Consider the following 22,679-nt stretch of genomic DNA (forward strand, 5'->3'; position numbering starts at 1 on the left):
AAGGTGGTTTATATCCCATGTGGCTATCATTCAAGCAATCTCGTCAACACCTTGTTGGTATTTTAAACCGATTCCATCCCATAAGTTTGATCATTTTTTTGTTCTAATTAAAAAAATAAACAGTTTGAATCATTGTCAAAGTTAAAAGAGGGGATAAGTTAGGAAGTTTTTTATGTAATTCTTAATGTTCATAACATCGAAAAAACCAGGAAAACCAAATAGGTATTCACGAGACAATAAAGAGACATCTGGAAACACAGCATCATTAAAACCACCTAAATACAATAAATAGAAGGTAAAAACGATGGATAAAAATGATTAAGTTCAAAGAAAGGATCAATTTGTTGCTTACGTTTTTGATTAATCAATACATTAATTTAAATATTAAATATTGGTAAAAGGTGAGCTATGCTGTTATTCATAAAAACTCACCTTTGGCATACCTTTTATTAAGGGCGTTTACACGAAAAGTTCAAGTTGCAAATAGACCGCAAGAAGTGCTTAATTTCTTGAATATATTATTGCGTTTATAAAGATTTTTTAGTGATAAAATCTAAAGAGACTATACAACACTTAAAGTTTTATTAAATCACTTTGTAAGAAAATAACATAAATCTAGTTAGTTTTAAAAAATGCCTTCTTAAAAGCCATAAACAAAAGAAGCGCAACAAAACCAACTACCAAGCCAATACCGAACTCAACAAGTATACTAGGTACATTGGGCAGAAGATGGTGAAAAAAATGGATGTTATGGACAAAAATACCTCCAGAGACTAGTAGCAAGGCAATTGTTCCAATAACCGAAAGTGCTTTTATTACTTTAGGTAGTGCATTAACAAAAAAGTGCCCTATTTTATCAGAGATACTATCCTCTTCTTCGTTTAGGCCAATTAATCTAAATCCAAATTCATCCATTCGTACAATAAGCGCTACAATACCATAAACACCCACTGTTGCTAATAATGCCACAACAGACACTACAGCAATTTGATTCACCAAAGGTTCTTTTATTACCGTACCCAAAGCAATGATAACAATTTCTATACTTAAAATAAAATCGGTAACTATAGCCGATTTTACCTTTTTCTTTTCCATTTCCAAAATCTCCTCCTCGCTAATTTCTTCCATTTCAACGATAACATGTACATGCTCGTGAGGTACAAAAAATTCGTGAATTTTTTCGGCACCTTCAAAAGCAAGATAGACTCCGCCAAGCACCAAAATTACCGTTACTGCCCAAGGCAAAAAGGCACTTAATAAAAACGCTATTGGTAGAATTATAATTTTGTTGAGAAGAGACCCTTTTGTAATGGCCCACAATACAGGTAGCTCACGTTTAGAAACAAAACCAGAGGCTTTCTCAGCATTTACCGCTAAATCATCGCCAAGTATACCTGCTGTTTTCTTAGTTGCAATTTTACTCATTGCCGCCACATCGTCTAACAGTGCGGCTACATCATCTAAAATCGCAAAAAATCCTGAGGCCATATTTCTATATTTTGGTCAAAAATAATTTATCCAAGTCATATTTTGGAGTTCAATCCACATAAATGGTAACTCAAAACCTATTTTTTAGGACCTTACAATATATTATGATTCTAGAAATATCTTAAATCAATGCAAAAATACCTAACATATCAAAACCTACCAATTGATAAAGATTGAACTATTTTATGTACTTTAAATACCTAATTAAACAACCACGACATTTCATGAAAAATTTCGTCTACCTAATAGGTATTACTTCTATTCTATTCATAGGATGTAACCCTAAAAATGAAGAAATTCTACAAACTAGACCTAACATTGTATTCATAATGTCTGACGATCATGCATATCAAGCAATTTCTGCCTATGACAATAGCTTTATTGAAACACCTAATATAGACCGCATTGCAAAAATGGGAATGCTCTTTACCAATGCAAGTGTCACCAATTCGATTTGCGCACCGTCTAGAGCCGTAATTCTTACTGGAAAACATTCTCACATAAACGGGAAAATTGATAATCATTTTCCTTTTGACACCACCAACGTAACCTTCCCGCAGATTCTTCAAAAGGCAGGCTACCAAACAGCCATGTTCGGAAAACTCCACTTTGGAAATAACCCTAAAGGATTTGACCAATTCAAAATTCTACCAGGTCAGGGTGCCTACTACAATCCTGACTTCATTACAAAAAATGAAGGTGAAATCAATGTAAAAGGCTATGTAACAGATATTATTACCGATATGACTTTAAACTGGCTAAAGAACGAACGTAAACCGGAAGATCCCTTTTTATTAATGTATTTACACAAAGCACCGCACCGTTCTTGGTTGATGGCCGAACGTCATATGGAAGAATTCACCAATAAAACCTTCCCAGAGCCTTCTACACTTTTCGATACTTATAAGGGTCGCCCTGCTGCGGCAGAGGCTGAAATGAGTATTTTAAAACATTTAAGCTGGACAGGTGATAATAAAATTTACCCTGAAACCATCGATGACATGAACGAACCCGAAATAGGTATCGATAAGTTAAGATTCGAATATTCTGTTGGCAGAATGGATTCTACCCAGCTATCTAATTTCAAATCAGAGTATGATAAAATTAATGAAGATTTTAAAACCAACTACCCTTCTCTCAGCAATGAGGACAAAATGAAATGGAGATACCAACGCTATATGCAAGATTATCTAGGCACTATTAAATCTGTTGATGAAAATGTAGGTAGGGTGTTAGATTATTTAGAAGAAAATGATTTAATGGAAAATACCATCATCGTCTACACCTCTGACCAAGGTTTCTATTTAGGGGAACATGGTTGGTTCGATAAGCGTTTTGTGTACGATGAATCGTTTAAAACTCCACTGTTAATTGCATGGCCCAACAAAGTAAAGCCTGGAACAACATCAAATGAAATGGTACAGAATTTAGATTTCGCAGAAACATTTTTAGATGCAGCCGGTGTAGAACAACCAACAGACATGCAAGGGGAAAGCTTAATACCTATTCTTACTGGTAAAATGGAAGACTGGACTCGCAAAGCAGTTTATTATCATTATTACGAATATCCCGCAGAGCATATGGTCAATAGACATTATGCTATTATCACCAAGGAATATAAATTGATTCATTATTATTTCGATTTAGATCATTGGGAACTAATAGACCGATTAAAAGACCCTAAAGAATTAACGAATGAATATGATAATCCTGCTTATACTTCTATTAAAGAGAAACTACATAAAGAGTTAGATGAAGTTAGAAAAAAGTATGGTGACAGTGATGAATTGAACCAAAAATACATAAATACCTTTATGGACGACGTAGAGAAAAATGGCATTTTCGGAGTCAATAAAGGTAAGCTGGATGAGATTATTAAAAAACGTAACGGAACCTAATAGAGGTTAATTTTTAATGTTCTTATATTTTGCTTTAACGATAATCTATGCATATTACATATATAAATTGGAGTATTATTGGCTGTGTAAATGTTAGAGAAGTTGAGTGGGTGAACTATCTAATTTTTCTGTGTCGAAAACAACTCTAGTTTTGCATAAAAATCTTCGAACAATAGTCGGTTATCTAGCTGTTGATACACCCTAATCATTCTTCCATTTAGGTTAGTTTCATAAACTCCAGCATCATTAATTCTTGGCGCTTGCTTAATTACATAAGTGCTTGATGATGGATCTGGCTCAAAAGATGACTGAATAGCTGTTAATAACACCAAAGGATTATCCCCATAAATATAGACTTCACCTATAGGTATATTCCATTTATTCAATTTACTGAAAGCTTCTTCCATTACATCATATAAATGGTTGCCCAAAACACCCTTTCCTTTAACTCGCGTTAAAAGTTCTGCATTAGACATTATCGGTTGCCTATATACATTTCTAGGCACCTGCCATAATTTAATGTTAGATTCGTTAAAAATGACCTGAGCAGCTTTAATATCAATACCCAAATTGTATTCTAACGTGGTAAATCCTGGTGGTGGTATGGCAATATCTGTATGTTCTGGTCCGCCGATCCAAACTAAAGTAATTTTATTTGCGATTTTAGGCTCTATTAGATAGGCGCTTGCGATATTAGTTAGCCCACCACCACAAACTACATAAAGTGGTAAATCTGTATCGGTTCGCAATGCCTCTTTTATAATTGCCTGCACAGCATCACTATCTATCGGTTTATTAACATCGGTCATACTTTCACTTTTGTCAGTGTAAACCGGTATTGAGTTTTGCAACTTTAAAATTTTTAGAATCTCTAAAGCCTTCTCTTTTGCATACTCAGAAGTTCCCGGGCCACCAAAACCCTGTTTATACAAATGAGAAGCAATAACTCCGCTTATTTCTACGGATGGAGACATTAAATGGTGTGCTAATTGAAAAAGTCCGTCTGGATCACCACCTAAATCATTATCTACAATCACCCGCATACGCGGTTTTACCAATGCGTTTAATTCTGATAAACCATCTTGTTGTGAAAAACTTATGGTTGAAAAAGTTAATAGATAGCAAAAGAATATCGATTTCATACGATTCAGATTAGCACCTAAATTTAGGTTTTTTATAGAAATTACAATTTACTAAATAGCAGGTTAGTGATATAAAACAAAAGAAAAATATGCACATTCCAAAAACAATTTCCATAATATCTTTGGGTTTTTGTTTTCTAAAAAGCATCTAAAAGAGTGTTTTTATTAACAGATAGTCAAATATTTAAAATAATAAATGTATTATTGTTACATATTGAGACAATAGAAAATTTATTCAAATGAAAAATATTCAAATTCTAATATTTACCTTGATCCTATCGAGTAACTATTCCCCAGCCCAGGAGACCAACTCTTTTCCTGTTCAATTAAAAATTGAAAATGGAATTATCGAAGGTAATTATGATACCCATAATGGTATTCAGCGTTATTTTGGAATTCCATTTGCAAAACCACCGATAGGTGAACTGAGATGGAAAGCACCTCAACCGTTAGATAATTGGGAAGGTATAAAAGAAACAAAATCATTTGGGCCAAGACCCATGCAAACGATGGTTTTTGGTGATATGAATTCAAGGTCTAATGGAGTTAGTGAAGATTGCCTTTATTTAAATGTTTGGACGCCAGCAAATATGGATACTAAAGATTTACCAGTACTGGTTTACTTTTTCGGTGGTGGAAATGTTGCCGGTGATGCATCAGAACCAAGGTATGATGGTGAAAGCATGGCTAAAGAAGGTATTGTTGTGGTTACTACAAATTATCGTCTAAATATTTTTGGCTTTTTAGCGCATCCAGAATTAAGCGCGGAAGCCACTTATAAAGCATCGGGAAATTATGGCTTATTAGACCAAAATGCAGCACTAAAATGGGTAAATAAGAATATTGCTGCTTTTGGTGGAAACCCTAACAAAGTTACCATTGCTGGCGAATCGGCTGGATCAATTGGTACAAGTCAACAAATGGCTTCGCCTTTATCAAAAAATCTAATTGCTGGTGCAATAGGAGAAAGTGGTGCTTCAATCAATCCAACAATGTCACCGGTTACTTTGAAAGAAGCCGAGAATACTGGATTAGAATTTTCAAAAAGCATAGGCTACCCAACACTTGCAGAATTGAGAAAATTGAGTACACGGGAAGTCTATGAACTATACAATAGTTCAAAAAGATTTGGATTCCCTGCCGTATTGGATGGTTATTTTTTACCTAAGACACTTCCTGAAATCTTTGAGAGTAAAGAGCAGGCAATGGTCCCTTTATTACTTGGATGGAATTCAGCAGAAATACCAGGTATGGCATTTACACAAGGTCCTTATACAGAAGAAAATTTTGTAACCAAGGTGAAAGAAGCTTATCCAAAAGAATATGTTAAAGTATTAGAATTGTACCCACATGGATCAGAAAAAGAAATAGAACTATCTGCCACGGCTTTGTCTTCTGACAGATTTATATCATACAGTACTTGGAAATGGTTTGATCTTCATAGAAAAAATAGCAATCAACCTGTCTATCGCTATTTATACAGCAAATTAAGACCATCTCTTGTAGATAACACCCTTGCGTCAGGTTTGGCTGGCGGAACAGTAGAAAAGGGTTCTGATACACCACCTACGCCAAAAGCAGTAGGAGCTCCACATGCTTGTGAAATTGAATACTGTATGGGCAACCTTCATTTGGTGAAAGACTATGCTTGGACAGCGGATGACTTTAAAGTTTCAAAAGACATGATGACTTATTTTGCTAATTTCATTAAAACTGGTAACCCTAATGGAGAAGGTTTACCAAATTGGGAAGCCGCAGAACCAAAAGATGATAGCCCTTCTGTTATGGTAATCGATACGGAAAGCAAGCTGATAGATGCCAAGAATGACGCTCGTTACGAGTTTTTGGACAAAGCTTATAATAACAAATAAAAATTATTTTCAGATATAAAAATCTATCAAAGATACGCACCCTGATTAGCAACAGCTATTCGGGGTGATCTTATCCCAGTACAAACTATTATAATATTTACTATTTTAGGTGGATATAATGAATAGTATATAATGGCTAAGTCTAAGGAATATTTTGGTGACATTTATTACACTTTTATTTTAATAAGTTTTTTTCTTTTTCCAATTCTTGCCACTACCCAACAAAAAACATATTGTAACCCTATTAATATTGATTACGGTTATACTCCCATTCCTAATTTTGCCAATCAGGGCAAACATAGAGCAACCGCCGATCCTGTAATTGTAAATTTCAAAGGCAATTATTTTTTATTTTCTACCAATCAATGGGGTTATTGGTGGAGCAAAGACATGTTGAATTGGAATTTTGTATCTCGAAAATTTCTATTACCTCAACATAAGGTGTATGATGAACTATGTGCACCGGCCGCATTTGTCATGAAAGACGAACTCTATGTAATAGGTTCTACACATGACCCCACATTTCCTATTTGGAAAAGTAATAATCCTACGGTGGACGATTGGGAAATTGCCGTAGATTCTTTAAAAGTAGGCGCCTGGGACCCTGCGTTTTTATATGAAGAAGATAAAAATGAACTCTTCTTGTATTGGGGTTCGAGCAATGAATTTCCGTTAATGGGAACGAAATTGAACACAAAAACATTACAATCTGAAGGTTATGTAAAACCATTAATGTCCCTACATCCTGAAGATCATGGATGGGAACGATTTGGCGAATATAATGACAATACCTTTTTACAACCTTTTATGGAAGGGGCATGGGTAACTAAATACAAGAATAAATACTATTTACAATATGGGGCTCCTGCAACTGAATTTAGTGGTTATGCAGACGGGGTTTACGTCAGTGATAATCCTTTAGGTGGTTTTATATACCAATCACATAACCCGTTTGCTTATAAACCAGGTGGTTTTGCAAAAGGTGCAGGACACGGTGCTACATATCAAGATAATTATGGTAATTGGTGGCATGTATCTACACTAGTTTTGGGTGTAAAAAACAACTTTGAACGAAGAATAGGAATTTGGCCAGCTGGGTTTGATAATGATGATGTTATGTACTGCAATACTGCATATGGTGATTACCCTACCTTTTTACCTAAAATTAATGCAAATCATATCACAGGTTTATTTACCGATTGGATGTTATTAAACTATAACAAACCTGTACAGGTTTCATCTACACTGGGCGGCTTTCAATCTAATTATGCAGTAGATGAAGATATTAAATCATATTGGAGCGCCAAAACCGGCCAAGTAGGTGAATGGTTCCAGACCGATTTGGGTGAAATCTCTACTATCAATGCCATCCAAATCAATTATGCAGATCAAGATGTAGAATTTTTAGGCAAAACAAAAAATGAATTTCATCAATACAAAATATACTATTCCAATGATGGCACCAAGTGGAAAACCCTTGTTGATAAAAGTGCCAATACCACAGACGTTCCTCATGATTATATTGAGTTACAAAAACCTATAAAATCCAGATTTTTAAAAATGGAAAACTTAAAAATGCCCACAGGAAAGTTTGCATTGAGTGGATTTAGGGTATTTGGCAAAGGTTCTGGCAACCGACCAAAACCTGTAAAGGATTTTATTGTATTAAGGGCAGACCCAAAGAAATACGGTGAAAGAAGAAGCGCTTGGCTAAAATGGGAACAAAATATAGATGCTGATGGTTATGTCATTTATTTTGGAAAATCTAAGGATAAACTTTATGGCAGTATTATGGTCTATGGAAAGAATGACTATTTCTTTACGGGAATGGACCGCGTAGATTCATATTATCTCCAAATAGAAGCTTTTAACAATAATGGTATTTCTGAAAAATCGAAAATTGTTTTTTCGGAATAATTATATCTTTTTTTGCAGTAATTTTTATTTACGCTGCTTTTTTAAAAACTTGTAATTTTATCCCATGAAAAAACTAATTCAAATTATTGGTGCCTGGTACGGCGCAAAGAAAATTGGAGGCGGAAAATGTGGATGTATAGGAACCTTTTTTGTGTTCCTTATATTATTCTGGATTTTAGGATATGTGCTTGACGCTTTTTAAACAAGCAGATTTCCTAATCTATTTTCTTCTTGGTCATTCGTTTTCTTTTGATCAAAAACTTTAGCGCTGGTCTTCATATCGGCATACCTTGGGTCCTGAACAAAATCTTGTTTTTGTAGTTTAACAACCTCTATACTTAAAAAGCCAAATTCGCTTACCACCTTACCATAGAATCGATAAATACCCCTACCCCTAAACATGTACTTAACTGCTACGGGCGGAAACAATACCGTGTCAAAAACTTGACCTTGTTGATCTATTAACGTTGCAAAATACATCGCCTTATTCGTATGTGTTTTAGTACGTTTTACCGTCACTAAGTAACCATAGATATCGATATTTTTATTCAGGTATCTTTCAAGATCTTTACTGCCCGTGCTATTCAATAACGGTTCTGACAAGAGCTCGAACGGGCTACACAAACTAAACCCCAGCAACTCTAGTTGTGTAAAAGCAACCTCTAAATTGGTACTATATAATGAGGGAATTTCAAAGTGTTGATGCCGTGGCGCAAACAGTTTCGGGTGGTCTATCTTTTTTGTTTTGTTCAAAAAAAGATGCGCTTTCCATAACAATTCGTGTTTATCTGCTCCTGTAAACCTAAAAGCATCAATACGTATTAAAATACTTACTTGTTCTATAGAAATAATTAAGCGATCTAGAAAATCTTCCAACGAAATAAAAAATCCATTAGCATAGCGCTCTTTTAGAATACGCTGCATAACCCGCTCTTCTAATTCACGTAGATAGCCTAAGCCTAAATACAGTTCTTTTCCATAAATACGGTTACCAACATTACTCTTGTTTACGCAAGGTGGATGTATGGTAGCGCCTAACATTCGGGCCTCGTGCACGTAAAATTCGGGTTTATAAAATCCGCCACCATTATTGAGGACCGCTACCATATATTCTAACGGATAATAAGCGCGCAAAAACAAACTCTGATAGCTCTCAACTGCATACGAAGCGGAGTGGCCCTTAGCAAAAGCATAACCAGCAAAACTAGCCACTTGATCCCAAACTTCTTTAATAAGTTTTTCTTCATAACCTTTCTTTCTGCAGTTATCCATAAACTTATCCTGCACTTTTTGAAACTCGTCCCGTGAACGGAACTTACCACTCATTCCGCGTCTCAATACATCGGCTTCCCCTAAATCTAGATCTGCAAAATGGTGGGCTACTTTAATGACATCTTCTTGGTATACCATAACCCCATAAGTTTCTGGCATAATTTCCAACATCACCGGGTGCGCCAACTCCTCTGCCCTGCCCTTATTACGATGCCGTAGAATATACTCTCGCATCATTCCGCTTTTTGAAACACCCGGGCGAATAATAGAACTTGCCGCCACCAGACCCAAGTAGGTATCCACTTCTAGCTTCTTCAATAACATACGCATAGCTGGAGATTCCACATAAAAACAGCCCATACATTGCGCCATTTTAACCATATTATTGATTTTAGGGTCTTTTTTAAACGCCTTGATATCGTGAATATCAAACTTGGCAAATTCCTCTGGTCGGTCGCGTTCTAAAATATCCAAGGTCTCTTTTATTTTTGAGAGTCCTCGTTGTGCAAGAATATCAAATTTATAGAGTCCGACATCTTCTGCAATCACCATATCGAATTGTGTGGTAGGGAACCCTTTTGGAGGCATATTGGTCGCCGAGAACCAATGAATGGGTTTCTCGGTAATTAAAATTCCGCCGGCATGTATGCTCAAGTAATTGGGCATACCGTGTAGCAACTGCGTGTATTTTAGTACTAAAGCCGATATATTATCTAGACGACCCGCTTGAATAGCACCATCGCAAAGCAAATCGATTTCATCTTTAGGAAGACCGAACACTTTGCCCAGTTCACGTATAACACCGCGCGACTGAAAAGTGACGTAAGTTCCTAAAAGTGCTACATTCTCAAAACGGTTAAAAATATATTCGGTCATTACGGGCCTATCTCTATGTGAAAAATCAATATCGAAATCTGGCGGATTTACGCGGTATAGATTAATGAACCGCTCAAAATAGAGGTCTAGTTCCATAGGATCCACATCGGTAATAAAAAGCAAATAGGCTACAATGCTATTCGCTCCACTACCCCGCCCCACATAAAAAAAATTCTGCTTACGCGCATAAGAAATAATATCCCAATTAATAAGAAAGTAAGAGACAAAACCCATCTTTTTAATGAGGTACAGTTCTTTTTCCAAACGGTCTAAAACCGCTTTGTTCACCTCTGGGTATCGATGTGGCAAACCTTCTTGACACAGTTTTTCAAGAAACACCTCATCTTCTTCTTTACTACCCAAATACATACTCAGGTTCTGTGGTTTACGCCCTTCAGAAAAATCGAAATGGATGGTACAGGCATCCATCAAACGCTGTGTATTCTCTAGAATAAAACTATGTTCAGAAAAATGTGCCGCTAGATTAGGAATGGGATACATTTTTTCATCTTCACCCGCCTGTTCCGTAACCGATAACATACTGAGCAAGGTGTTATTATCAATGGCACGCAATAATCGGTGCGCATTAAAATCGCGTTTGTTTCTAAAAGTAACGGGTTGCAACAGTACTATTTTGTCGCGTTGTTCTAATAATTTTGAAAAACGGAGGCGCTTCAATTCACTAACAGAAACTCCTATAAACTCATTTTCCGTAAAACTTTTTTTTTCATTTTGAAGCACTTTTTCAAACGGATAAAGAACATATGCATGTTCAAACCTTGGAGCTATTTCAGGAATTTTCTTTCCTTGATGAATGTGATGTGACAGAAAATTATTCAGTTCTAAAAACCCTTTATTATTCTTGGCAATACCTACAAAGCAAGGTTCTACCCCATTTCTAAAATCGATACCCAAAATAGGCCGTATATCATATTCAGCTGCCTTTCGCACAAAATTTAAACAAGCAGAAGTATTGTTTATATCCGTCAAGGCTAATTGCGTCACATGATGCTCCTTTGCCAATTGCAAGAGCTCCAGTTCTGAAAAGGTACCGTAGCGAAGACTGTAATATGTATGGCAGTTTAGGTACACGTTTTTGTTGTTCGTTGTTTGGGTTTTGCGCTAGACTTTTTGGTTGATGGTTGTTCGTTCTCAGTTGTTGTTTTTTTTTGCTCTGTTCGCTATTCGTTATACGCAATTGCTTTTTTACCCTCGGCGTGTGGTGCAAAGCGTAGGGCGCAATGCGCTTTTTCTCTTCTCTATTTTCTAACTTCTTTTCTCTCCTTAGCAAAAAAATAGGTCTCGACTGCGCTCGACCAGACAAAACACCTCCAACAACCGACAACGAACAACTACAATTTCCGGTGCGCCAACACAACAGGCGGAAGTCCGTTAAAAGGATTATGCATTCGCCCAATCGTCTTTGCTCCCATGCCCGATGCTCGCAATACACTTTTATCTCCATAGCGTTTACGTATTTCATCCATGGCATTATAAAGACTTAGAATTTCTTCAGTATCATCAAACAGGTTGATTTGATAATTACCGGACACTAGATGACTAAAACGTATGCCTATCAACCGCACCAATAATCTACGGTTATATAAATTCTTGAATAGATCTAAAATCTTGGGAATGAGAATATGGTCTGCACTAGTATAAGGAATACGTAACTGTTTTGAATAGGTATTGAAATCTGAATATCTGATTTTAACAGAAATACAGGCCGTCAACTTTTCTCCTCGTCGTAATTGGTACGCTAGATTCTCGGTCATGGCAATGAGAATACCTCTAAGTCTGTTTACATCAATGGTATCCTTATCGAACGTACGTTCGGTAGAAATCGATTTTCGTTCACAGAAAGGAATTACGGGCGTATTATCTATGCCGTTGGCCCTTTTCCAAATGACTCCCCCATTGGCACCCAATACCCGTTGCATGACCTCCATAGGCATTTCCTGTACGGTTCGCACTTGTCGCAATCCAAGATTTCGTAACGTCTGATACGTTTTATCGCCCACCATGGGGATTTTTTTTATAGAAAGAGGAGCTAAAAAAGGTTTCTCAAGCCCTTCATCTATTTTCAATTGATTGTTAGGTTTTGCTTCGTTAGTAGCAACTTTAGAAACAACCTTGTTTACCGATAGACCAAAGGAAATGGGGAGTCCGGTTTCTCTGATGATTTTCTTCCGCATTTCAGAGGCGTACTGGTAGCAACCAAAAAAACGGTCCATACCGGAGAGGTCTGCATAAAACTCATCGATACTCGATTTTTCGAATACGGGAACATACTCTTTGATGATTTCCGTCACCACATCTGAGTGCTTGCTATACTCACCTGCATTACCACGAATTACAAAAGCTTCGGGACAGAGTTCACGAGCCATTTTCATGGGCATACCAGAATGCACCCCAAACCCACGGGTTTCATAACTACATGCCGCTACCACACCACGGTCTCCCGTACCGCCTACCAGCAAAGGTTTGTTCTGCAATTCACGATTGTTGAGTCGCTCTACGGATACATAAAATGTATCTAAATCTATGTGAAGTATGGTCTTGCTCATAACTATCCCTCTAAAAAATCGGGATAGCTAAATTATGGATTATTTCCAATAATTAGGATTTATTCCAATATTTAACATCTTACTATTTGATTCGATTTTTTTGAGGTATGTACCAAACATCTTTATTTAAGTCAACCCCACCGCCAAGTTCTTCTTGCACTACCCTATCTATGATAAAAATTCCTTTTTCAGCCATATGGTTAAAATCATCGATACCATTGTTTGGAAAACCGATTCTAGTACGATGTATATTAAATTTTTCGGCAAACTTTCTATCAAAAGCCTTTTCAACTCCTTCTTTGCCAAGCATAAAACCCAATAAACCACCCCACGTAGCGGTAGGGTTATCTGAATCCCACCCGCAAAGTGCACCAATTTTTATGGTTTCCTTTATATCGCCCTCACCATATAGCAAGCTAACAATACTTGCCCCAAAATTGATGCCCGCCGCAAAACAACCATTACAAGTCTCATCTTTAGTAGCCCATAAATAGCCGTCTTCTTGAAGAATTTGATATTTCTCATGCAAAGCATCTCTAGCTTCTTCCCATGTAACACCAGATTCATATTCCCCTTTTACAAAATCGAACATTTTAGCTGAGTATGAATCGTTGGGCAATTGTTTACGGGCTTCTGCAGCCATCCAATTTAAGTTCTCTTTAATTGATTTTTCATCATCTGCCAAAGGGGCCAAAGCATACATAACCACATTAAAATTAGAGATCCACTCTGCATTTTCTCTCGCAACCGTCCGTATAGGCAAATTCGCCATTTTCAGCGCTACATCTGAACGTGTGGGAGCGAAAAAACCAAATATTTCGGTAGTCAATTGGGCATCGATCATTTCATAAAACGGATTGTTTTCAGGTAACCCTGTCTGCGGTGGTAGCATACCTTCCTCCATTAAATCAAGCGCTTGCTGATTGGAAACCCATAAATAATTTTCTTCTTCTTTTTTAATATGCTTTAACCATCCGGTTCTAATCATGTCACCTGTTAAGATTGAGGTCTTATTCTTATAAAGCAACTCTTGGTAGATATATTCAATATCCGTATCATCATCTGCACCCCATATACTGTCTTGATCAGCGTATAAAAAATCAATTGTCTTAGAATAATTATTTGAGCCCCATAAATTAGGCTGGTCGGCTTTTCCCCAATCATCCATAGTGTAAAAACCTTCTCCTTTTCCTTCACTATTGGGAATTCCAATTTTATCCATTTCGGTAATCAAGCCTGTCCAATTGGCAATACATTGGCCCAACCAAAATCCATATAATTTATTCTTGTATACTGATCTCGAGATTGTAATATCAGTGTTTTTTTGTTGATAGGTCTTATAATCCAATAAAGAATCTTGCACTATATCATGTACCATTTTTCCTGTAGAACCCATTTTATACGTACAGGAAATTAGAGAGGTTATTATTAATAGTGCTAAGAAGTAATTGCTTATCTTTTTTGAATATCTGTTTAAAAATAGTATCATAGTGGACAGTTTCATACATAATAAAGCTACGTAATATAATTTGATTATAGTTTGTGTAAATAAATGGCATATACATTGCAATCTACAAAAGCACTTAGGATGCATGGGTTTAATACTATATTTGAAACAAGACTTTATATATGCGTAAAAACCATTTTTTAATTTTATTTTTTTTGTGTCTTTTTAGTGCAACTTCTTTTGGACAAGATAATTCAGACAATACGATTTCTGTTATAAATCTTACCAAACCCGATACAGGTACTAATTGGAACATTCCTGATAAAATTACCTTAGAATGGAACACCGTACATATTGACACGAGTAAAACTATCCGTTTTTTTCTGGTACGAAATGAAATGGTCGTTCAAGAATTAGGGACTTTTAAGAATGATGGATTTGAAGATGGTATTGAGCTTGCTAAGAATATTGGATCAGGCAGTCGATATCAAGTTGTTGCAATAGAATTGTTTCCAAACAATAAATTTAAAATTGCCAAAAGAGTGACTCCCTTCTTTACCATTACCAATGTGGCATCTGATGAGCGAAAGAAAAAACAACAATTAGCAAACACCACCTCTGTCCCAAGTGAGAAAAAATCAAAAGCTAAAAAAGCAATTGCTCCTAAAAACACCGAAGTAATACAAACCGAAAAGAAACCGGTCTTAAGAGAAACTTTTGAGGGTAGAAAAATATCATACACCAAGGAATTACAATTCGATTCTGAAAATATAATTATTAAGATTTGGGATCATGGTAGACAAGATGGCGATATTGTTTCTATATACCTCAATGGATTATCGGTAGTTTCTAAATATCATTTAACATACTGGAAAAAAGAATTTAACGTAAAAATAGATCCTAAGAAATCTAATGACCTATTTCTTTATGCACACAATTTAGGGGACTCACCGCCTAACACCGTATCAGTTGAAATTTCAGATGGTAAAAAATCTGAGAATATTGTTCTAAATTCAGACCTTCAAAGTTGTGAAGCTGTATTGATTAGTGTTAAGTAATACCATCTCATAATTTATGAGCATGGCATATTCAATTATTAAAGACATTATCAGATAAATTTACAAGTGCACACTAGTTGCCTATGCTTTTAGAAACTGAATTAAATAGGCTATCAAAATACTTACAAAAAGTCCGATATTTACTTTTGCAAAGTCTTTGACAATGATCCGATACGTTTTATTGAGCTCATCCCTATTAAGACGGTAACTAATTGCAATTTCCCTACCAGCCAAAATACCGATAAATGTCCAAGTTGTACTCATGGGTATGGTATTGATTGTCGTAAAAAACAACAACAGTAGACCATAACACGCATCAATTATAGTCGCTGAGCGTATATGTTGTGTATTTGACTTTTGATTTACAATGCCTTGTATTTTACCTCCTTTCACATTAAAAATATAGGCCATAATCAACAAAATCAAACCTAGGGAAACAATAAGCTCATATACCGAAAGGCTTCTAGGTAAAAAGACATAAATATTGGCGAAATCTTGTATGAGCCATTGTGACCATAAAAATCCTGTAGAAAACCATTGAGCAACCAACCAATATGGCCTTTGTTTCTTTTTATCCATCAATCGTATAGAGGCGGGAGATTCGAATTTCTTGGTTATTAATAAATATAGAACGAAGGCTGAAACGAAGGCCAAGGAATAACCCAAGACAGACTTTAAAATCATTTTTTCTATCAACTGACCAGAAGAAAAAACACTCAAAATCATAAATGTGGTACTAACAGGAATTCCAAAACGTGTTATTACCAATAATGAAATGGGTGCAAGTAGGTACCACCATGGCATAGAATCAGGTAATGGAATACCTGACAACCTACCATACGACACATCACCTACATTTACATACCATCCGTATACTAAAGTCAATGTCAATATTGACCCCGCAAATGCCCAAAGTAACCACCATTTTACACCAGAGTTCGAAGCAATAAATGTTCCCAATGTTTGAATTACATCATTTGCAATAACAGCATAGGCCGCTATAAAAAACCCTAAATAAATAATATACTGATCCATATTATGTTCAATTACCGCTTTTACATTGTTTTCTTTGCTAGTAAAAAGTGTGCGAAAGTATATTAAATTTTAACACGGAAATTAAAATTTAAAAAATGTTATAACACACATGTTTTCAATATAATACTTGTGAGATTTTATCATAAAATTACACCTATATTAAAGGCCGTTGAATGTAAAAAGGTATCGTATTCCATAAAAATTTTAATACTTTATAAACAAAAAAAACCATTTTCTTATAATAGCCAATAATATCTGAATTGTTATTCAGCATTTCTTTCAACATATTTAATAATATGATTTGCAATATTCTTGCCAGTTGCATTTTCAATGCCTTCTAAGCCTGGCGAAGAATTCACTTCTAATATTAGAGGTCCACGTGCTGATTGTAGCATATCTACCCCTGCGATTCCTAAGCCCATAGCTCTTGCTGCCTTAAGTGCTGCATTTTCTTCTTCATCAGTTAATTCTATAATACTCGCACTACCTCCCCTATGAAGGTTTGATCTAAATTCACCTTCTTTTCCTTGTCTCTTCATAGCACCCACCACTACACCATCAACAATAAAAACCCTTATATCTGCGCCTTTCGCTTCTTTTATAAATTCTTGCACTATTACACGAGCTTGTAGTCCATTAAATGCTTCTAAAATAGACTCCGCTGAATTTTGATTATCTGCCAAAACCACACCTAAACCTTGAGTTCCTTCTAGTAATTTAATAACTAACGGAGCTCCTCCAACACGTTCTACAATTTGACTTACTTCTTTAGAATAATTACTGAAAACGGTTTTAGGTAGCCCTAAGCCCGCTCGAGACAAAATCTGTAAACTTCTAAGTTTATCTCTAGATCTAACCAATGCTTGAGATTCAGTTGCGGTAAAAACCTTCATCATTTCGAATTGCCTAACAACGGCTGTACCAAAAAAAGTCACGGAAGCACCAATTCTAGGTATAACACCATCTACATCAGTAATTTCTTGCCCTTTATAAATAATACTTGGTTTTTTCTTTTCAATGACCAAATTACATTTGGTATGATCTATAACAACCATTTCGTGACCCTTTTTCTCTCCGGCTTCGACTAATCTCTTGGTAGAATATAAGTTTGGGTTTTGTGATAGAACTACAATCTTCATATTATTTTTTTACTTTTTTTTGGGTTATTAATTTAAATTATTAGTTAGAATTTCGACACTTGAAATTCTAACTAATAATTTAATCAAAATACTTTAGAACAAGCCTAGAAGTTAAAAATCAGATTAATTTTAGTACAGGTAAAATATTAAGACAGGTAATTGCCAAGTTAATACTTCTTATGCATTATTAAATGAATACACCCCTTTATTCAAAAGTTACATAATACTGGTACATTTTACATGACTTGAATAAAAAAAGAGCCTTTCTAATTGACCATTATGTCGGGGAAAGTTATTATTTATAAACCAAAATCCTTTAAGATCATATATTCCACTTAAATTTTTTAAAGATTACACACATCTCTTTTGGGAAAAGAAATGCTGTTATTATTTTCCCTTAACAATATATCAGCTTCAAAACTAATATTGCTCATAGAAAAAACCATTTTAAAACTATCTGTTATTGAAAAACGTATGGTAAGACCATTAAAACATCCTTATAAAATAAACAAAAACCCTAAAAATCTAACAATTAGATTGTTACGGTTTTAATCTGTACTCGAGGCGGGAGTGCCAATAATTCTTAACAGCTCCCTATATATAAACCTTTAAAAAAATAGAAAAAGGAGTGCAACCGAATCAGCAAACTTTAACATTTTTTTATGATTTTATTATGGGTTTTAATATGTTTTAACTTGATTTACTAGCCAAAAATATTAAATTCCTATACAACCTTTTTTAAAGGTTCCTGAAACAGTTCTCTTGATTTTTCTGTTTTTAATGGTTTAGATACGAAATTCTTTACGAACTGTGGAAAAGTTTTTGCCAGCCTTTTATCTTTATCATAAATGGAAGAAGTTACAATCACTACATCAATGTTGGCAGGAAACTCTTCAAGCATCATAAATTCTAGAAACTCAAAACCGGTCATTTCCGGCATATTAATATCCAAGAGAATTAGAATTGGTTCCGAATTTGTTTCCTGAAAACATAAATGGTCCAAAGCCTTTTCTAGATTGGTAAATGAGATTATTTTGTCATCCAATCCAAATTTCCTAAGAAGGACCTGATGCCTTAGGTTCACCAATTCCACGTCATCGATCAAATAGATTTTAGAATACTTAATTATTTAGGGGATTTAGATAAAAGCTAGGCAATAACATTTTTAGATTCCATAAAATGTTGTGAAACGTTTAAGATTTGTAGGTGAAACATCATTATTTTCCAAATGAAAATTAACTACTTATCTTTAAGTAGAATTAAGGAATTGAACCCAAATCTTATCATTTATATTGAGTGCTTTAACTTAGCACCTACTACCATAGGTCAAGAGTTCGATTATCTCAGCCAGTACAATGGGAAAGCCGACCTTTAAGGAGTTGGCTTTTTTTGTTCAATTAAAAGATTAAGAATATTTAAAATTATGCAATAGTTTGATTAATCCAATTTATCTTAAAGAAGTTGGTTGAGTTATGAACGATTATTTAACATCTGGCTCTTACAAGGTGTCTATCCCAAATCTTACCATGACTTAACTGCGCCTGGATCCTATTTCGATTTTATAGTATTCCGGCAGATAAGCGTTAAGTAAAATCAAAATAGGGCGCACCCTACTTTTGATTTGGAACACTTTTCTTCAATTTCATTCACTTTGCAACCGTCGGGAGTAAAGCGAGTTTGTTTTTGTGGCCACAAAAACACATCTCGTGCTTCTTGCGCTTCTTGCGCTTCTTGCGCTTCTTGACCAATTCCATTTTCAGTACTATATCCTTTGTATTGGTTTTGGTCCTCGATGGCACTTGTTTGATTGTTATTATTATAATTTATGCTATTTATTTCCACCTCTTAATATTGTTCAAAGGTTGCTGATGAAGAAAAAAAATAATTAACTAGTATTGACTATATGAGGTTAATAATCGGATTTCCCTAGTATCAATTTTAAAGCGCTTGTTGAAAATCTATAACAATTCACTATCTTTTTTCTTCACCAGCTTATCGTATTAGATTTTACCTACCTTCCTACCTATTCCCTAAATTAAAGGGCTTATGGCATAGGTCGGTTCTTTTATTCAAGTCACCTATGTTACCATTTAGGTAGGATAGGTAACCTTTAGGTAAGATAGTATTATAAAAGTTACCTGATACTAAGTCCCAGTGCCGTTGATTTCCTTCATCCTTAGGTAACTAATTAGGTACTATTCCATATTTTCAAAATTCTATGGAAAGACGTTCAGGCTAAAAGAAGCGCGCCATAATATGGAGCAAATACCGTTGATAACGATTTCTATAATTGAGCAGATAAATAATGATTGAGGGATAACTGCTACACTTTCCTGACCAGGGAATAGTTATTTTTTTCTTTCTATAACCAATCAGTCCGCATAAATTTTTGATGATAATCTTCCCTATAATTCCTAACCAATATTCTCTAAACGTCATCAATTCTTTAGCATAGCATCACTCTTAACTATTTTCAAGATTTTCCCTCATCTCAGTTTTTTGATGATAATTTGATGACAGCTTTAGCCCCTATAAAGATTTGGGTTAACCTTTACTGTCATCGTTTCATCAAAAAAATTAAAGTTAGTGGTATGTTTATCCTTTCAAAAGAAAAATTTAATTTCAAATGATACGGAATCTAGCTGACCACCCTTAGGAACTATGATTTACTGGTAATCGTTTTATCATCGTATCATCGAAATTCGTTTACGATCATATATTTCATATTCAACAATTTGATTCGATGACAAACTACATTCAAAAATAAGACCGTATCCTTTTATAAAAGCCAAAATAAATTGAGTTGAAGCTTTCAAGTTAAGCTCGTAGTGCTAATATGAACCTATGGTCATCTCTACAATAAACATCAACATAGAAATGCAAAACATGCTACCTATGATAATAAACTCATTGTCATGATTCTTTTTCTTATCCATAGTTAAAGGTTGCTAAAGGTGAAGCCATTAGATACTCTTTCAATAAAAGCATAAAGAACTAAAGCGTACATAGCTATAGTGAACCATGCAAAAGCCCTGAAAGAATTCTTTATTATATTGTTACCAAGGTTTCTAAATCCTTCAAAATAGATTTCTCTTACAAGTAAAACTGTTTTCATATTCGGGGGTTTAATTTTCACCAAACTTCTCCCTATTCTTTAATAATGGCAGAAAAATTCGATAAACATCGGGTAATATATCGTTGAACTGCATCACCAATACCACTTATGGAAGTATTCGGCATTTCATCGGGCTTGTCCTATTTAAGCATTATCGTTAAAAGGCATAAATTACCCTAGAAAAAACAGAGGGGCATCTTTATTTACATAAATATTCTTAGTTCAATTTCCCAACAATAAAGTTTTAAAATGTCTCCTTAGTTTCTACTTGGGGAAAGTTAACTATGCCATTACTCAAAGATTGCGCAACACTCTTTCCTTCAATTCGCAATCTAAGTTTTGCCATATCCTCCGAAAGTTTATGGTCCAGAATTTTAGCATAATGCTGCGTAGTCTTTAAAGATTTATGACCTAACATTTTACAGACAGACTCAATAGGTACCCCATTAGAAAGCGTTACTGTAGTTGCAAAGGTATGCCTTGCCATGTGAAAGGTCAATTTCTTTGTAATACCACTAAGATCTGCAATCTCTTTAAGGTATCCGTTTGTTTTTTGATTACTATATACCGGAAGTAGTATATTTTTATGTTTTGGTAGGCTAGTATATTTGGATATAATTTGTTCAGCAATGGGCAAAATTGGAATACTACTTAGTGTTTTTGTTTTGGTCCTGTTCACTTTGATCCACCGCCTACCATCCATTCCGATTACAATATCGTCTTCCTTGAGTTTTGCAACGTCAACATAGGCTAAACCTGTGTAGCAGCTAAAGATGAAAACATCTCTGACCTGTTCCAATCTAAGAATAGAAAAATCAGCTTGAATCAGTTTAACAATTTCATCATTACTTAAAAATTCTTTATCGATGGTATTTGGACGTAGTTTAAAATTATAAAAAGGATCCTTATCTAACCATCCATTTGCATATGCCACCCTTATAATTTTTTTGAAATAAGCTACATACTTTAGAGCTGAATTATGGGAAAGATTTTGTTCTGCTTTTAGAAAATAAATGAAGCCGTTGACATATTTAACATCTATCTTCTTTAATGGGTAATCCTTTACACCGTAGCCAGATTTAATGTAATTGACAAGATGCTTCTTTGTGGTCCTATATCTTTGTAGCGTTCTAAAAGAAAAATCCTTACCTACCAATCGCTCCATTTTTAGATTGTGTTCTTCAAACATCTCTAGAATAAACTTCCGATTTTTATTGGCACCTATATATTCATCCCTTATCCTATTTGCAGATATACCTTCCATATCTTCATGTAAAAGGTTATGATAAATCTCATAGATTCTATTCTTAACAATATCAAGCTGACGATTGGTTTGTTTTGTCTCTATGGTATATCCAATAACTTTGTTCGCTTTAGCATCCCATTTAGCAATAGGAACTTTCCTCATAGTGCTAACTTCGGCTCTTTTCCCATTAACGGTTATTCTGAGATAGACAGTGGCCTGAGTAAGGTCGCTGGTCCCAGCTTTTCGAATATAAAATAGAACAGACAATAAATCTTGCATGATTTTCTGACTTTTAATACTTAAATATAGAAAATAAATTACAGAAAATAACACTGTAACTAATTGAAAATAAGATAATTGTATTCAATTCGGTTGCAGTAAATCTCAAGCCTCTAGTGCAACCGAATAAGACACCTTTCAGATGGTTTAAAATGATATGAAATGAAATGGCATAAAATTAAAAACCCCGTAAAACATAAGGTTTACAGGGTTTTGATTTAATTTGATATCATAATAGTACTCGAGGCGGGAATCGAACCCGCACTCCGAAGAACTGGATTTTGAATCCAGCGATTTTAGCATCAAAATTCATTAACTACTCTTATAAT

The 22,679-nt window shown here is 35.0% G+C and carries 16 protein-coding genes; 5 read left to right on the forward strand and 11 right to left on the reverse strand.

Annotated elements, in window-relative coordinates:
* Positions 1–615 precede the first annotated feature (615 nt).
* Positions 616–1,488: a DUF808 domain-containing protein gene (locus AACZ49_RS12570; protein WP_339655389.1), complete on the reverse strand. Its 873-nt coding sequence runs from the start codon at positions 1,486–1,488 to the stop codon at positions 616–618.
* Between the two features lie 224 nt (positions 1,489–1,712).
* Here AACZ49_RS12570 and AACZ49_RS12575 point away from each other — a divergent pair, with 224 nt between their 5' ends.
* Positions 1,713–3,386 (forward strand): sulfatase, encoded by a 1,674-nt coding sequence (locus tag AACZ49_RS12575; RefSeq protein WP_339655392.1) that lies wholly within the window; start codon positions 1,713–1,715, stop codon positions 3,384–3,386.
* Between the two features lie 119 nt (positions 3,387–3,505).
* Here AACZ49_RS12575 and AACZ49_RS12580 read toward each other — a convergent pair whose 3' ends face one another.
* On the reverse strand, positions 3,506–4,528 hold the full coding sequence (locus AACZ49_RS12580) for a nucleoside hydrolase (protein ID WP_339655394.1): 1,023 nt from the start codon (positions 4,526–4,528) through the stop codon (positions 3,506–3,508).
* Positions 4,529–4,767: 239 nt separating this feature from the next.
* Here AACZ49_RS12580 and AACZ49_RS12585 point away from each other — a divergent pair, with 239 nt between their 5' ends.
* The 3 genes from AACZ49_RS12585 (at position 4,768) to AACZ49_RS12595 (ending at position 8,518) form a co-directional block, all read left to right on the forward strand.
* Positions 4,768–6,399, forward strand: a complete 1,632-nt coding sequence (locus tag AACZ49_RS12585) for a carboxylesterase family protein (protein ID WP_339655397.1) — start codon at positions 4,768–4,770, stop codon at positions 6,397–6,399.
* Between the two features lie 132 nt (positions 6,400–6,531).
* Complete coding sequence (locus tag AACZ49_RS12590) at positions 6,532–8,316, forward strand: discoidin domain-containing protein (RefSeq protein ID WP_339655400.1); 1,785 nt, start codon at positions 6,532–6,534, stop codon at positions 8,314–8,316.
* 64 nt (positions 8,317–8,380) lie between these two features.
* Positions 8,381–8,518 (forward strand): hypothetical protein, encoded by a 138-nt coding sequence (locus AACZ49_RS12595; RefSeq protein ID WP_339655402.1) that lies wholly within the window; start codon positions 8,381–8,383, stop codon positions 8,516–8,518.
* Here AACZ49_RS12595 and dnaE read toward each other — a convergent pair.
* From dnaE to AACZ49_RS12610, 3 genes are all read right to left on the reverse strand, one after another.
* On the reverse strand, positions 8,515–11,556 hold the full coding sequence (gene dnaE / locus AACZ49_RS12600; protein ID WP_339655405.1) for a DNA polymerase III subunit alpha: 3,042 nt from the start codon (positions 11,554–11,556) through the stop codon (positions 8,515–8,517). The two genes, AACZ49_RS12595 and dnaE, sit on opposite strands and share 4 nt — an antisense overlap.
* Positions 11,557–11,816: 260 nt before the next feature.
* Positions 11,817–13,031, reverse strand: a complete 1,215-nt coding sequence (gene dinB / locus AACZ49_RS12605) for a DNA polymerase IV (protein ID WP_339655408.1) — start codon at positions 13,029–13,031, stop codon at positions 11,817–11,819.
* A gap of 82 nt (positions 13,032–13,113) precedes the next feature.
* Complete coding sequence (locus AACZ49_RS12610) at positions 13,114–14,520, reverse strand: ADP-ribosylglycohydrolase family protein (RefSeq protein ID WP_339655412.1); 1,407 nt, start codon at positions 14,518–14,520, stop codon at positions 13,114–13,116.
* 173 nt (positions 14,521–14,693) lie between these two features.
* On the opposite strand from AACZ49_RS12610, the gene AACZ49_RS12615 reads away from it, so the two are divergent.
* Entirely contained in the window at positions 14,694–15,536 is an 843-nt protein-coding gene (locus AACZ49_RS12615) for a hypothetical protein (RefSeq protein WP_339655414.1), read from the forward strand.
* Positions 15,537–15,617: 81 nt separating this feature from the next.
* Here the strand turns inward: AACZ49_RS12615 and AACZ49_RS12620 are convergent, their stop codons facing one another.
* The 6 genes from AACZ49_RS12620 to AACZ49_RS12645 all read right to left on the reverse strand — a co-directional run bounded on the left by AACZ49_RS12620 (position 15,618) and on the right by AACZ49_RS12645 (position 22,350).
* A complete protein-coding gene (locus AACZ49_RS12620; RefSeq protein WP_339655417.1) occupies positions 15,618–16,571 on the reverse strand; it encodes a hypothetical protein in 954 nt (317 codons plus the stop codon).
* Positions 16,572–16,834: 263 nt separating this feature from the next.
* Positions 16,835–17,710 carry a 30S ribosomal protein S6--L-glutamate ligase gene (gene rimK, locus AACZ49_RS12625; protein WP_339655420.1) on the reverse strand — a complete coding sequence of 292 codons (876 nt, stop codon included), beginning with the start codon at positions 17,708–17,710 and terminating at the stop codon, positions 16,835–16,837.
* Positions 17,711–18,434: 724 nt separating this feature from the next.
* Positions 18,435–18,815 carry a response regulator gene (locus AACZ49_RS12630; protein WP_339655423.1) on the reverse strand — a complete coding sequence of 127 codons (381 nt, stop codon included), beginning with the start codon at positions 18,813–18,815 and terminating at the stop codon, positions 18,435–18,437.
* A gap of 488 nt (positions 18,816–19,303) precedes the next feature.
* Positions 19,304–19,552: a hypothetical protein gene (locus AACZ49_RS12635; protein ID WP_339655425.1), complete on the reverse strand. Its 249-nt coding sequence runs from the start codon at positions 19,550–19,552 to the stop codon at positions 19,304–19,306.
* Between the two features lie 1,096 nt (positions 19,553–20,648).
* Positions 20,649–20,825: a DUF6747 family protein gene (locus AACZ49_RS12640; RefSeq protein ID WP_339655428.1), complete on the reverse strand. Its 177-nt coding sequence runs from the start codon at positions 20,823–20,825 to the stop codon at positions 20,649–20,651.
* 244 nt (positions 20,826–21,069) lie between these two features.
* A complete protein-coding gene (locus tag AACZ49_RS12645) occupies positions 21,070–22,350 on the reverse strand; it encodes a site-specific integrase (protein ID WP_339655430.1) in 1,281 nt (426 codons plus the stop codon).
* Positions 22,351–22,679 lie beyond the last annotated feature (329 nt).

This window comes from uncultured Maribacter sp. (assembly GCF_963975365.1).
Taxonomy (GTDB): Bacteria; Bacteroidota; Bacteroidia; order Flavobacteriales; family Flavobacteriaceae; genus Maribacter.

Coding starts and splice junctions, on each gene's coding strand:
- AACZ49_RS12570 (WP_339655389.1), bottom strand. CDS start 1,488: ATGGCCTCAGGATTTTTTGCGATTTTAGATGATGTAGCCGCACTGTTA.
- AACZ49_RS12575 (WP_339655392.1), top strand. CDS start 1,713: ATGAAAAATTTCGTCTACCTAATAGGTATTACTTCTATTCTATTCATA.
- AACZ49_RS12580 (WP_339655394.1), bottom strand. CDS start 4,528: ATGAAATCGATATTCTTTTGCTATCTATTAACTTTTTCAACCATAAGT.
- AACZ49_RS12585 (WP_339655397.1), top strand. CDS start 4,768: ATGAAAAATATTCAAATTCTAATATTTACCTTGATCCTATCGAGTAAC.
- AACZ49_RS12590 (WP_339655400.1), top strand. CDS start 6,532: ATGGCTAAGTCTAAGGAATATTTTGGTGACATTTATTACACTTTTATT.
- AACZ49_RS12595 (WP_339655402.1), top strand. CDS start 8,381: ATGAAAAAACTAATTCAAATTATTGGTGCCTGGTACGGCGCAAAGAAA.
- dinB (WP_339655408.1), bottom strand. CDS start 13,031: ATGAGCAAGACCATACTTCACATAGATTTAGATACATTTTATGTATCC.
- AACZ49_RS12610 (WP_339655412.1), bottom strand. CDS start 14,520: ATGATACTATTTTTAAACAGATATTCAAAAAAGATAAGCAATTACTTC.
- AACZ49_RS12620 (WP_339655417.1), bottom strand. CDS start 16,571: ATGGATCAGTATATTATTTATTTAGGGTTTTTTATAGCGGCCTATGCT.
- rimK (WP_339655420.1), bottom strand. CDS start 17,710: ATGAAGATTGTAGTTCTATCACAAAACCCAAACTTATATTCTACCAAG.
- AACZ49_RS12640 (WP_339655428.1), bottom strand. CDS start 20,825: ATGAAAACAGTTTTACTTGTAAGAGAAATCTATTTTGAAGGATTTAGA.
- AACZ49_RS12645 (WP_339655430.1), bottom strand. CDS start 22,350: ATGCAAGATTTATTGTCTGTTCTATTTTATATTCGAAAAGCTGGGACC.